Source organism: Rhodoferax sp. GW821-FHT07F03 (assembly GCF_059418745.1).
Genome location: NZ_JBWKQM010000009.1, coordinates 155908 through 169220, shown reverse-complemented (window position 1 = coordinate 169220; position 13313 = coordinate 155908). Strand labels below are relative to the sequence as shown.

Genomic DNA, 13313 nt, shown 5'->3' with positions numbered 1-13313 from the left:
CACCGATACAGGCGCTACCTCTCTTTGCCAGGGATACCGTGGAACCGGCTTTGCCGGGCCACTGGTATCGCCCCCTGCAAGGGGGTTGGCGAAGACACGAAGTGCGTAGCCTGGGGGTGTGTCAATTTCAGCGGTGGTAGGCCGTTTCGCCGTGGGAGCTGATGTCCAGACCTTCGCGCTCTTCTTCTTCGGAGACGCGCAGACCAATGGTCAGATCCACAATCTTGTAGGCAACCAAAGACACCACACCGGACCAGACGATGGTCAGCATCACGGCCTTGGCCTGGATCCACACTTGGCCAGCCACAGAGTAGGCGTCAGCGGGCGTCATGCCAGCGGAAACCCAGTCAGCCACGGTGGACGGGCCACCCAGGCTGGGGCTGTTGAACACGCCGGTCAGCAGCGCACCCAGGATACCGCCCACGCCGTGCACACCGAACACGTCCAACGAGTCGTCAGCGCCCAGAATCTTCTTCAGGCCGGTCACACCCCACAGGCAAGCGAAGCCTGCCACGAAGCCGATGACCAAGCCGCCGCCGATACCGACGTTGCCGCAAGCAGGCGTGATTGCCACCAGACCCGCCACGGCGCCAGATGCAGCACCCAGCATGGAAGCCTTGCCCTTCATCAGCGATTCGCCGACGCACCATGCCAGCACAGCAGCAGCGGTAGCACCCAGGGTGTTGATGAATGCCAGAGCAGCGAAGCCGTTGGCTTCCAGAGCGGAGCCGGCGTTGAAACCGAACCAGCCCACCCACAGCAGCGAGGCACCAACCATGGTCAGCGTCAGGCTGTGAGGTGCCATGGATTCCTTACCGTAGCCAATGCGCTTGCCAATCATGTAGGCACCGACCAGGCCGGCCACAGCGGCGTTGATGTGCACCACGGTGCCGCCGGCGAAGTCCAGCGCGCCCCATTGCCAGATCAGACCGGCCTTGGCGTTCATCGCGTCAACAACTTCCTTGGAAGCGTAGGCGTCAGGACCCATCCAGAACCACACCATGTGGGCGATAGGCGCATAGCTGAAGGTGAACCAGATCGCCGTGAACAGCAGCACAGCCGAGAACTTGATACGTTCTGCGAAAGCACCCACGATCAGGCAGCAGGTGATACCGGCGAAGGTGGCCTGGAAGACGGCAAACACAATTTCGTACATGGGCACACCCTTGCTGAAGGTGCCGCCAGTAGCAAACGTGCCCGCAACGTTATCCCAGATGCCCTTCATGAACAGGCGGTCGAAGCCACCGACATAGGCATTGCCTTCGGTGAACGCCAGGCTGTAGCCGTAGATGAACCACAGCACCAGGATCAGCGAGAAGGTGACCATGACCTGCATCAGCACGGACAGCATGTTCTTGCTGCGCACCAGGCCGCCGTAGAACAGGGCCAGGCCGGGCACAGTCATCATGATGACCAGCAGCGTGGAAACCATCATCCAGGCGGTGTCGCCCTTATTGGGAACCGGAGCGGGTGCAGCAGAAGCGGCGTCAGCCGGTGCCGAGGCAGCAGGCGCTGCGGCGGCCGCAGCAGCCGGTGCGGGGGCTGCTGCGTCGGCTGGCTTGGCCTCCTCCGATGCGGCAGGAGCCGCCGCGCTGGCTGCCGGCTCAGCAGCCGGAGCCTGGGCTTGGGCAAAAGATGCGCCCCATAGCAGCCCCATACCCAGGGCAAAAGATGCGAGAAGTTTTTTCATGGTTGTTTGGCTTTCGTTAATGACGCACGCCGCGCTTACAGCGCTTCTTTGCCGGTCTCGCCGGTACGGATACGAACAACCTGCTCCAGGTTGTAGACAAAAATCTTGCCGTCGCCAATCTTGCCGGTGCGGGCTGCGCCCTCTACGGCTTCGATCACGCGGTCCACCAAGTCGTCGGAGATGGCTGCCTCGATCTTCACCTTGGGCAGGAAGTCGACAACATATTCAGCGCCGCGGTACAGCTCGGTATGGCCCTTCTGGCGACCAAAGCCCTTGACTTCCGTCACGGTAATACCCTGCACACCAATGCCGGACAAGGCTTCACGCACCTCGTCGAGCTTGAACGGTTTGATAATGGCAGTGACAAGTTTCATGGCTGGTCCTTCGATGGGCTATAGAGAGGGTGGGCGTCAAGGCGGGCAGCCTCGGGCGCTGGCAGTTTCATTGTCTTCTCCAAAATAATGAGGGGAATCGGGAAGCTCTAAGCATGTAGCGTGCCAAATTGGTGTCAATTTGTTAACCTACCCCTTATCCATGCGTGGCGATGCACAGCTTTGGATTGGTATTTATCGCACATAAATGGTGCATTGCAAAGAAACGTGTACTTCGGACGTCGTTTCTGCACCGATACAGGGAGTAAAACGACGATGAGCTTGTGTTTGGTGCAGAGTCGTGCCTTACTGGGCCTGGAAGCCCCCGCCGTCACCGTTGAGGTGCATCTAACCAACGGCCTGCCCAGCTTTACCTTGGTCGGGCTGGCCGATGTGGAGGTCAAGGAGGCGCGCGAACGCGTGCGTTCGGCCATCCAGAACTCCGGCCTGGAATTTCCCCATAACAAACGCATCACAGTGAACCTGGCGCCGGCCGACCTGCCCAAGGACTCCGGCCGCTTCGATCTGCCAATTGCGTTGGGCATCCTGGCCGCCAGCGGCCAGATCGCGGCAGAACGCCTGGCCGGTCACGAATTTGCCGGCGAGCTGTCGCTGTCTGGTGCATTGCGCCCGGTGCGCGGTGCGCTGGCTACCAGCCTGGCGCTGCACGCACAAGAAGTGCACACCCGGCTGGTATTGCCGCCGGGCAGCGCCGAAGAGGCCGCCCTGGTGCCCGGCGCGCAGGTGTACTGCGCCCAGCACCTATTGGATGTGGTGCAGCAGTTTTTACCGCAAGGCGAAGGCGACGCCCCGGCCGAAGGCTGGCGCCATCTGCAGCTGACCACCCGACCCACCACGGCCGGCTATGCTGACCTGGCCGACGTCAAAGGCCAGGCTGGGGCCAAACGGGCGCTGGAGATTGCCGCAGCAGGCGGCCACAGTCTGCTGCTGATCGGACCGCCCGGCTCGGGCAAATCCATGCTGGCACAACGCTTTGCCGGATTGCTGCCACCCATGACGGTGGAAGAGGCGCTGCAAAGTGCTGCCGTGGCCAGCCTGGGCGGGCGTTTCTCCCTGGAGCGCTGGGCTACCCGCCCCACTTGCAGCCCCCACCATACCGCCAGTGCCGTGGCCCTCGTGGGCGGCGGGTCACCGCCACGGCCCGGTGAAATCTCGCTGGCCCACCACGGGGTTTTATTTTTAGATGAGCTTCCAGAGTTCCCCAGAGCCGCTCTGGAAGCCCTGCGCGAGCCGCTGGAGACTGGCCACATCACCATATCCCGTGCGGCGCGGCGGGCCGAATTCCCGGCTCGCTTCCAACTAATTGCAGCTATGAATCCTTGTCCTTGTGGTTTTTTAGGATCACGCCAGCAGGCCTGCCGCTGCTCACCAGACCAGGTGTTGCGTTACCAGGGTAAGCTCAGCGGCCCTTTGATGGACCGTATCGATCTGCATATTGAAGTTCCGGCGCTGCCGGCCCAGGACCTGCTCAACGCACCGCCGGGCGAATCCACGGCCGCCATCCGCCAACGCAGCAGCGCCGCCCGGCAACAGGCCATGGATCGGCAAGGTAAGTCCAACCAGGCATTACAAGGGCAGGAAATGGACCAGCACGTGGCGCTGGACAACGCGGCCGCCAAGTTCCTGAACACCACGGCCGCCCGGCTGGGCTGGTCGGCCCGCAGCATCCACCGCACCCTGAAAGTGGCCCGCACCATTGCCGACCTGGCAGGCGCTGGCACGACCGATACCAGCCATATTGCCGAAGCCGTGCAGTACCGCCGGGCCTTGCGGGCATCCAGCTAAATTACTATGTTTTTGATAGCTGCCAGCGCAGGTAATATCTGCGCTGGCAGCCCATTTAACACTCAAGCGTCACCCTCAACTCGCCCGGGGCGCGCTGCTGGGCATGAGCAGCTCAAAAACGGCCCCCTCGCCTTCCGTGCTGCGTACGCTGATGCTGCCGCCCAGCAGGCTGACCACCGCGTTATAGGAAATATGCAAGCCCAGGCCGGTACCGCCGCGGCCCATCTTGGTGGTGACGAAAGGATCAAAGATGCGGTCCAGCAAATCAGCGGGAATACCACGGCCGTCGTCGGCCACCCGCAGCAGCAGCCAGCCCTCGTCCCGGGCTTCGCCGGTGATATGCACCGTGCCCTGGTTGCGGCCTTCAAAGCCATGCAGCACCGCGTTGTTCACCAGATTGGTCACCACCTGGCCTAGGGCCCCAGGGTAGCTGTCCATCCACAGCCCGGGCGGTATCTCCACCACCACCTTGTAAGGCGTTCGGGCAAACGAAGGGCGCAGGCTGCTGACGATTTCGGCCACCACCTCGGCCAGGGCGAAGCGCCGACGCTGGGCGCTGGTCTGGTCCACGGCAACCTGCTTGAAGCTGGCCACCAGCTCTGCAGCGCGGTACAGGTTGCGGGTGGAGATATCGGTAGCCTGCTCGACACTGGACAACAGCTCCTCCAGGGCGGTGCGCCGCAGCCCATCCTGCATGGACTGCCTGAACTTGCGCACCTCGTCGCCCAACGCGGTCACCGCCATCAGACCGTTGCCCAGCGGCGTGTTCAGCTCGTGCGCCACACCGGCCACCAGCCCGCCCAAAGCGGCCATTTTTTCGACCCGCACCAGGTCGGTCTGGGTCTGGCGCAGCTCGGCAATGGCGGTGGAGAGATCGTCGTTGGCACTGGCCAGGGCCTCGGTACGGCGCGCCACGCGCTCCTCCAGCTCGGCGTTGAGCTCACGCAGGGCGTTATCGATACGGTACATCTCGGTGATATCCACCCCGGCCCAGACCATCATGTGCAGAGCCCCGATCTGCACCGTATCGCGCGATAGCTGGATCAGCACTGGCTCGCCATCACCGCGCAGCATCCAGGCCTCGGCGGTGGCATGCCCAGCCTGGAGCGCGGCAAACATGGCCGCGCGGTCGTCTTGGGAGCGCCACATATTCAGCTCCGTCGCGGTGCGACCCAATGCGTCTTCACGGCGCCGCCGGAACACCCGGCACCAGGCCAGATTCACGTCCAGCAAAGCGAACGGAGATTCCGTGCTGGTCACCGACATCGCCACCGGCGAGGTGTTGAAGATGGCCTGTGATTTCTGCTGGCGCTCCTGCAGCGTGGCCGCCATCTTTTCCAGGTCACCCGAGAGGCTGTTGAACTCGGCGATCGTCCCCTGCTGCCAGGGGCTGACCTGCTCGCCGGCCGATATCTGACCAGCGCGCACCACAATCCGCCGCAGCGGACGTATCAGGCGGGACGCCCAGAACGGAGCCAACAGGAAGCCCACCACCAGCGCCCCCAAAAACACCGTAAAAACAATCACCACCAAGCCACGGATCTCGTGGTTCTCCAGGCCGGAGGGCATGCCACCCACGAAATACCAGTCCAGGTCCATGGAGCGGGATACAGCGGGATGAAAATTCCTGTCCATGAAGCGGAACAGATCGGGCAAGGCCTGGCCCTGCTGAAAGGTCGATATCAGCGGCAGGTTCAGCACATTCACACGACCCACGAGCGCGCCACCCTCGGTATCCGCCAACACCTCGCCGCGCCGATCCACAAGCCAGATGAGGGAGTCGCGCTGGCCCGCCACCAGCTGGAAGGTGCGCAGCAAATACGATAGCGGCACCTCTGCCACCAGCACACGCTGGGCATCCACTGGATATGCCAACCCCACTGTCACCACGCCAGACAGCACGGACAGGTATTTATCCCCCCAAACCAACTGCTGGCGGGTTTGGGCAGCGCGAAACAGCGGGTTCGCCGACAAATCGCTGCCCAACCATTCCTCGCGCTGAGCGCGCAGGGTCTCGGGTACACCGGCCGCCAGCACGCGACCGGACCCCGACACCAGGTAAATGGCCCCCATCACATGCGCGTTGCCCACGGCTTCGTCCAGCAGCGCATTCGCCTGCGACGCAGGCGTCAGCCGTAGCGCCTGGCTGAGCACCTGCACACGCGACTCCACCGAGCCCAGCAGAATCTCCATCAGGGCGGCCATCTCGCCGATGTCCCGGGCCACCTCTTCCTTGTTGGCCTGCTCGATCTGCGGAATACGCATCCACAAAATGGCACTGCCCACAATCACCAGTGTCACCAGCATGGTGGCCACCAGCAGACCCCCCAGATAGCTGCGCAGCCGCAACACCATCATGGCAAAGGCACGAATTGACCCGCCTGGATCTGGGTGAACATCATCTTGCGCGTGGCATCGCCAAAGCGGTCGAACTGGATGCTCTGCTGCAGCCCTTCATAGGGGCCGTATTTCAGCAAGGCATCCTTGAGCGACTCATACCAGGACCGCCGCTCGAGTGCTTGCAGCAGCACCGTACCCGTGTCAAACGCAGCTACGGAACTAAAGCTGGGTGGCCGTGCAAACCGCACCTGGTATGCATCCCGGAAGCGGCGGTAGCGCTCGGAAGTGTCAGCGCGGTCAAACACCTGGGCCGTCATCATGCCCTCTACCGCACGCCCGCCCAGTTCAACCAGATAGTCGCCAGAAGCCCATTCCGAGGCTGTCTTGGGCAAGCCTGGGGCCAGCTTTTCGGCCTGCTGGGCCAGTTGCGCCACGTCCAGCGTTCCGGCAATGAACAGCAAGCCATCCGGCCGGCCGGCCAGCATCTGGCGCACGCTGTCGCCCACGCCCTGCCCCTCCGCGCCAAAAGGCACCTCGACCACCACCTGGCCGCCCGCTGCGGCAAAGGCAACCCGGAACTCCTGAACCCAGGAGCTGGACAGGCTTTTGTTGCGTACGTCATACAGCACGGCCACGCGGCGCTGGCCTCTTTGCACCAGCTTGGCCGCGTAAGCGCTGGCGTTTTCGTGCGCATTGCGGTTCATGCGAAAAAAGTAATCGTCCTTGCCCACAAAGTCCATGGACGTCACCGTGGGGCTGACCAGCACCAGCTGGGCCGCATCGGCCAGCGGCACCACCAGCGCAGCGGTAGCGCTGGTAAACGAACCCACCGCAGCCACCACCTTGGCCTGCACCAACGCCTGCATGGCTGTCTGGGCCTGCAGCGGCGTCTGGCCGCTGTCACGCACCACCAACTCAATCAGGTGGCCGCCCAGGCCACCAGTCTGGTTACGTTGCTCGATGGCCAGCATCAGGCCATTGCGACCATCCTCTTCGACATCCGGGCTGCGATTGGACAAGCCGGCTATGAAGCCTATGCGCACCGGCTGGCCGGGGCCGCAGCCTGCCAACAGCCCTGCCAGCAACAGCCAGGGCCAGAATTTCACGGCTTTTTACCCAGGCGCTGCGCCAGCCAGGGCAATAGCTCTTCGATGACCATGGCCTTGGCATACAAGTAGCCCTGGGCCTCGTCGCAGCCCAGGCTGCGCAAGATGTTGGCCTGGACCTCGGTCTCCACCCCCTCGGCCAACACCTGCATGCCCAGCTGGTGGCCCAGCGGCACGATCATCTCGGCAATGCGCGCGCCCAACCGGCCCGAGTCCAGCGAGCTGACAAAGGCGCGGTCAATCTTCAGCCGATCTGCGGGCAACTGGTCCAGGTAGGACAGCGAGGAAAAGCCGGTGCCGAAGTCGTCAATCGCCACCGCAATGCCGCGCTCCTTGATGGCACGCAGCACACTGGCGACGCGCTCCATACCCATCACGGCCACCGACTCGGTGATCTCCAGCTCCAGGCAGTCGGGTGGCATGCCGGTGTCGGCCAGCGCCTCGTCCACCGTGGCCAGAAACTGGGGCTGCGCGAACTGTACTGACGATACGTTCACCGCCATGCGTATGCCCTGTATGCCCGCGGTACGCAGCTGGCCGTGGGCGTGCAGCGCCGTGCGCAGGACCCAGGCGCCGATGGCCACGATCAGACCGGACTGCTCGGCCACCGGAATGAAGCGATCGGGCGGCACAAACTGGCCGTCTTCGGTACGCCAGCGCAGCAGCGCCTCAAAACCTATGGGCAGCCCGGTGCGCAAGGACATTTGCGGTTGGTAGACAACAAACAGGCGTTCGTGGTCAAAAGCCCGCTGCAGGCCATGCAGCAAGCGGGTGCGCTCGCGTGTGGCAATGCCGATCTCAGCGGAGTAGTAGGCGCTACGGCCCTGGCCCAACTCCTTGGCACGCTTGAGCGCAATCGACGCGTTCTTCAGCAGCTCCAGGCCGCTACCGCCGGCCGCATCACAACGCACCAGGCCGATGCAGATGGACACCGGACGCTGAATGTCCTCGATCTCGAACGGCTGCTCGAACACTGCGCGCAGCACCTCGGGCTGGACCCGGGTTTCGGCGCCAAACAAGGCAAAGGTGTCGCCACCCACGCGCGCCAGAAACGCGTCGCCCCCATGCAGAGCGCGCAGCCGACGGGTGATCGCGACCAGCAACAGATCGCCGTACACGTGGCCAAACATATCGTTGGTCTCGGCAAACTGGTCCACGTCCATCAGACCCAGGGCGCTGCCTTGCGCCGCGCCATCAGCGATCGCCCGGTCCATATGTTCGATCAGAGCGGTGCGGTTGGGCAAACCCAGCATGCGGTCCACATAGGCATGGTCGCGCAGGCGGGCCACCAGCTCCACATTCGCCGCGCACAGGGCGATATTGGTGCAAAACACCTGCATCAAATGCATGTCCACAGCGCGCAAAGGCTGGCCCGAATACACAAACGCCGCGAAGTCACCCGACTCCCGCCCTTCGAAAAACAAGGTGATGCTGCGCTCGGTGACCAGGTTGCGGCGCTCCGCCAGGCATTGCGTCAGGCTGGCAACGATGTGCGGATCATCGATCTCGCTGATACGGCGGCGCATCAGATAGGCCAGATGCCCGGCCGCCGCAATCACCACGTACTGCGCAGTGCCCTCACTGATGCCGGTACAGGCACATACCAGGCCTTCGGCCTCTATGCCGATCAGACCGGCAATCTGGGTGATCACGCCCTGGGCGAAAGTCTGCACCCCGGCATCGGCAATGAACTGGTTGCTGGCCGCCACGATCTGCTCCAGCCCCCGCCGGCTGGCGTCCAGGCGGCACAGCTGGTCGTAAGAGCGGATGGCCGTGGTCAGCGCGGTATAGAGCTTGGTGCGGGTCAGCTCACTCTTGGTCTTGTAGTCGTTGATGTCATAGCGGCGGATGGTCTCGATCTCGGGCGCCTGGCCGGGCTGCCCGGTGCGCAGGATGATACGCAGATTCGCCAGACCCAGCCCTTCGCGAATGGCGCCTACCGTAGCCAGACCCGCGTCTTCGGTTTCCATCACCACGTCCAGCAGCACCACGGCCACGCCGGTTTCGTCGCGCAGCATCTGCAAGGCCTCGGCGGCCGAATAGGCGTGCAGCAGTTGCAGGCCACGACCCTCGACCTCCAGGCCACGCAAGCCGTAGGAGGTGCTTTCGTGCACATCGGGGTCGTCATCCACCACCACAATGCGCCAGGCCTCTGGCATGGCCGCACCCGCAGAGGTCTCGGCAGCCGACGGGGTGTCTATGAACTCAAGCAGATCATCGTCATCCATGGGCAGTCCGGCAGAAGGCGTGGCGCTAAGTGGGTGGTTAACTCAGTTTCTTACAAACTGTAGCAAAGTACAAGTTTGTAGTAAGTTGAGCGGCTAAGAACGTGTTTACGTTCTAGTACCCCATCTTCCACCTAAAACCAGGCGCCCGCATGCGGACGAGCCCCTGGTTTTTACAAATTGGGTGCCAACAGGCGTTGCAGATCGGCCTCGGCCACACCCCGGCGCTGGGCCAGGTCTTTCAGCTGGTCTTCGCCAATCTTGCCGACGTTGAAATACACGCAGTCCGGGTGGCCCAGGTAAAAGCCGCTGACGCTAGCGGCCGGCATCATGGCCAGGCTTTCGGTCAGCTCCATGCCGATCTCATGGCATTGCAGCAGCGCAAACATGTCCTGCTTGGCGCTGTGGTCCGGGCAGGCCGGGTAGCCGGGCGCGGGGCGGATGCCGGTGTACTTCTCGCCGATCATGTCCTCGACGCTCAGCGCCTCCTGCGGCGCCGTGCCCCAGAGGTCGGTGCGCACGCGCTGGTGCAGGCATTCGGCAAAGGCCTCGGCCAGGCGGTCGGCGATGGCCTTGAACATGATGCTGGAATAGTCGTCCAGCTCGGCCATGAACTGGGCTTCCTTCTTCTCGGCGCCCAGGCCGGCGGTGACGGCGAACATGCCTGCATAGTCGGCCACGCCGCTGCTGCGCGGCGCCACAAAATCGGCCAGGCAGCGGCTGGGGCGCATCACGCCATCGACCGCCTGCTTCTCGGTCTGCTGGCGCAGGCCGTACCAGGTCATGGCGACCTCGCTGCGCGACTCGTCGGTGTAGAAGACGATATCGTCGTCATTCACCGTGTTCGCCGGGTACAGGGCAATCACGCCGTTGGCGGTAAGCCAGCGGCCCTCGACCACGCGTTTCAGCATGGCCTGCGCGTCCTTGTAGACACGGGTGGCTTCTATGCCGACCACCTCGTCGGTCAGGATCGCGGGGTACGGGCCGGCCAGGTCCCAGGTCTGGAAGAACGGGCCCCAGTCGATGTACTTGGCCAGCTCGCCCAGGTCGAAATTCTTGAAGACGCGGCGGCCGATGAACTTGGGCGTCTTGGGTGCATAGCCGGTCCAGTTGATCGGCGTCTTGTTGGCCCGGCATTTGGCCAGCGGCCACAGCGGGGTCTGCTTCTTGTTGGCGTGCTGCTGGCGCACCTTGTCGTAGTCGGCGTTCAGCTCTGCTATGAAGTTTGCAGCGCCATCCCCAAGCAGGCTCTGCGCCACACCCACGCTACGCGATGCATCGGGCACGTAAACGACGGGGCCGTCGTAGTGGTGGGCGATCTTCACGGCGGTGTGCACGCGGCTGGTGGTGGCGCCGCCTATCATCAGTGGGATCTTCTTGATGCGGAAGTGGTCGTCCTTCTGCATCTCGCCGGCCACGTACTGCATTTCTTCCAGGCTGGGCGTGATCAGGCCGCTCAGGCCCACAATGTCGGCGCCCTCGACCTTGGCGCGCGCCAGGATCTCATGGCAGGGCACCATCACGCCCATGTTCACCACCTCGAAGTTGTTGCACTGCAGCACCACGGTGACGATGTTCTTGCCGATGTCGTGCACATCGCCCTTGACGGTGGCGATGATGATCTTGCCCTTGGTGCGCACGTCGCGCCCAGCGGCTTCGTCGAGTCGCTTTTCTTCTTCGATGTAGGGGATCAGGTGGGCGACGGCGGACTTCATCACCCGGGCTGACTTCACCACCTGCGGCAGGAACATCTTGCCCTGGCCGAACAGGTCGCCCACGATGTTCATGCCGGCCATCAGCGGGCCTTCGATCACGTGCAGCGGACGGCCGCCCTTGGCCAGAATCGCCTGGTAGGCCTCTTCGGTATCGGGCACGATGAAGTCGGTGATGCCATGCACCATGGCATGGCTCAGGCGCTGCTCCACTGTCACCGGATGGTCCGGCGTGCCGCGCCAGTCGAGGCGCTTGCTCTCGTCCTTGGCGCCGCTCTTGGCGGTTTCGGCGATCTCGACCAGGCGCTCGCCGGCGTCGGGGCGGCGGTTCAGCACCACGTCTTCGACGCGCTCGCGCAGCACCGGCTCCAGATCGTCATACACGCCGACCATGCCGGCGTTGACGATGCCCATGTCCATGCCGGCCTGGATCGCGTGGTACAGGAACACGGTGTGGATGGCCTCGCGCACCGGGTCGTTACCGCGGAACGAGAAGCTCACATTCGAGACACCGCCCGAGACCTTGGCGCCCGGCAGGTTTTGCTTGATCCAGCGCGTGGCTTCGATGAAGTCCACCGCGTAGTTGTTGTGTTCCTCGATACCCGTGGCCACGGCAAAGATGTTCGGGTCGAAAATGATGTCTTCGGGCGGATAGCCCACCTCGTCCACCAGGATACGGTAGGCGCGTTCGCAGATTTCGATCTTGCGCTCATAGGTATCGGCCTGGCCTTTTTCGTCAAAGGCCATCACCACCGCGGCCGCACCGTAGCGCCGCAGCAGCTTGGCGTGGTGCTTGAACTGCTCCACGCCCTCCTTCATGCTGATCGAGTTGACGATGCCCTTGCCCTGGATGCAGCGCAGGCCGGCCTCGATCACCTCCCACTTGCTGCTGTCGATCATGATCGGCACGCGGGCGATATCGGGCTCGCTGGCGATCAGGTTCAAAAATCGCACCATGGCCGCCTTGCTGTCCAGCATGGCCTCGTCCATGTTGATGTCGATCACCTGGGCGCCGTTTTCCACCTGCTGGCGCGCCACCGACAAGGCCTGGTCGAACTCGCCGTTCAGGATCATGCGGGCGAAGGCCTTGGAGCCAGTGACATTGGTGCGCTCGCCGATGTTGACGAACAGCGTGCCGGGGCCGATGAGCACAGGCTCCAGGCCGGACAACAGCATGGGGGGGACGGAATTTGCGACGGGTTCGGACATTCAACTCACCTGTGGAGGGGGCATGGTTCAGGTGAGCGTCGTTGCGGTCTCGTACACAGAGCTTTCCAAGCCTGACGGGAACCAGCCCCGCTGCAACGCTCCTTGGAAGCACCGATTTTAAAGGCTATGCGCGCACCTGCCGGCCTACCCCCTACCCCAAGAAAGCTCTAAACTTCTGGCACGGACCATCTGTTACCTCTACCCCCCTCCCCCAGCATGTTTGAAAACTTCTTTGGCAGCAAGAAAACCGTTCAAGGTCAACAACCCGAAGACCTTCTGCCCAAGCAGCGCATGCGGGCCGTAGAAGGGTCCGAATCCGCCAACCGGGCAGCCGAACTGCTCATCGCCCCCACGGCGTTGATGCAGCTGCGGCCCGAAGAGGCACTGACCGTGGTGAGCTATATGACGCCGCGCCGCATCCCGATAAACACCACCTTCATCGTCGAAGGCGACAAAAGCGAAACCGGCTACATGGTGCTACTGCTGGAGGGCGAGGTGACGGTAGAAAACGTCATCGTCAGCCGGCGCAACCCGGTTACCGTGACCGTGCTGGGCCCGGGCAGCCTGATTGGTGAAATGGGCTTGATCGACGGCCAGGCCCGGCTGGCCTCGTGCACTGCCAGCACCAACGTGGTCTGCGCCATCCTGTCGCGTGCCGCCCTGGAAAAGCTCAGCCAGGACGACCCGCACACCGCCGCCAAGCTGCTGCTGGCGATTTCCATGCGCGTGGCCGAGCGGCTGCGCGAGACCTCGGAAAAGCTCAAGCGCTACAGCCAGCTGGTACAGGCCATGCAGCAAGAGATTGACCACCTGATGCCGACCTAGTTTCGCCCCGCAAGGGGCGAAACTAGGTC

Annotated in this window: 8 protein-coding genes and 1 riboswitch; of the genes, 2 read left to right on the top strand and 6 right to left on the bottom strand. The window is 63.2% G+C overall.

Going from position 1 to position 13313, the window contains the following annotated elements:
• Positions 1 to 127 precede the first annotated feature (127 nt).
• Both AC07R0_RS15420 and glnK read right to left on the bottom strand, forming a co-directional pair.
• Positions 128 to 1690 carry an ammonium transporter gene (locus tag AC07R0_RS15420; RefSeq protein ID WP_495105495.1) on the bottom strand — a complete coding sequence of 521 codons (1563 nt, stop codon included), beginning with the start codon at positions 1688 to 1690 and terminating at the stop codon, positions 128 to 130.
• Between the two features lie 35 nt (positions 1691 to 1725).
• Positions 1726 to 2064 carry a P-II family nitrogen regulator gene (gene glnK / locus AC07R0_RS15415; protein WP_495077465.1) on the bottom strand — a complete coding sequence of 113 codons (339 nt, stop codon included), beginning with the start codon at positions 2062 to 2064 and terminating at the stop codon, positions 1726 to 1728.
• 273 nt (positions 2065 to 2337) lie between these two features.
• Between glnK and AC07R0_RS15410 the strand changes: the two genes are divergently transcribed.
• Positions 2338 to 3867, top strand: a complete 1530-nt coding sequence (locus tag AC07R0_RS15410; protein WP_495105494.1) for a YifB family Mg chelatase-like AAA ATPase — start codon at positions 2338 to 2340, stop codon at positions 3865 to 3867.
• Positions 3868 to 3942: 75 nt separating this feature from the next.
• Here AC07R0_RS15410 and AC07R0_RS15405 read toward each other — a convergent pair whose 3' ends face one another.
• From AC07R0_RS15405 to metH, 4 genes are all read right to left on the bottom strand, one after another.
• Positions 3943 to 6225, bottom strand: a complete 2283-nt coding sequence (locus tag AC07R0_RS15405; RefSeq protein ID WP_495105493.1) for an ATP-binding protein — start codon at positions 6223 to 6225, stop codon at positions 3943 to 3945.
• Positions 6222 to 7313 (bottom strand): ABC transporter substrate-binding protein, encoded by a 1092-nt coding sequence (locus AC07R0_RS15400; protein ID WP_495105492.1) that lies wholly within the window; start codon positions 7311 to 7313, stop codon positions 6222 to 6224. Before AC07R0_RS15400 ends, AC07R0_RS15405 begins: the two co-directional genes overlap by 4 nt.
• Positions 7310 to 9541 (bottom strand): putative bifunctional diguanylate cyclase/phosphodiesterase, encoded by a 2232-nt coding sequence (locus AC07R0_RS15395; RefSeq protein WP_495105491.1) that lies wholly within the window; start codon positions 9539 to 9541, stop codon positions 7310 to 7312. The genes AC07R0_RS15400 and AC07R0_RS15395 overlap by 4 nt, the downstream gene beginning before the upstream one ends.
• Before the next feature lie 170 nt (positions 9542 to 9711).
• Positions 9712 to 12459 carry a methionine synthase gene (metH, locus tag AC07R0_RS15390; RefSeq protein WP_495105490.1) on the bottom strand — a complete coding sequence of 916 codons (2748 nt, stop codon included), beginning with the start codon at positions 12457 to 12459 and terminating at the stop codon, positions 9712 to 9714.
• A gap of 26 nt (positions 12460 to 12485) precedes the next feature.
• Positions 12486 to 12569: riboswitch (S-adenosyl-L-homocysteine riboswitch) on the bottom strand.
• Positions 12570 to 12675: 106 nt separating this feature from the next.
• Here metH and AC07R0_RS15385 point away from each other — a divergent pair.
• Positions 12676 to 13284 carry a Crp/Fnr family transcriptional regulator gene (locus AC07R0_RS15385; RefSeq protein ID WP_495077459.1) on the top strand — a complete coding sequence of 203 codons (609 nt, stop codon included), beginning with the start codon at positions 12676 to 12678 and terminating at the stop codon, positions 13282 to 13284.
• Positions 13285 to 13313 lie beyond the last annotated feature (29 nt).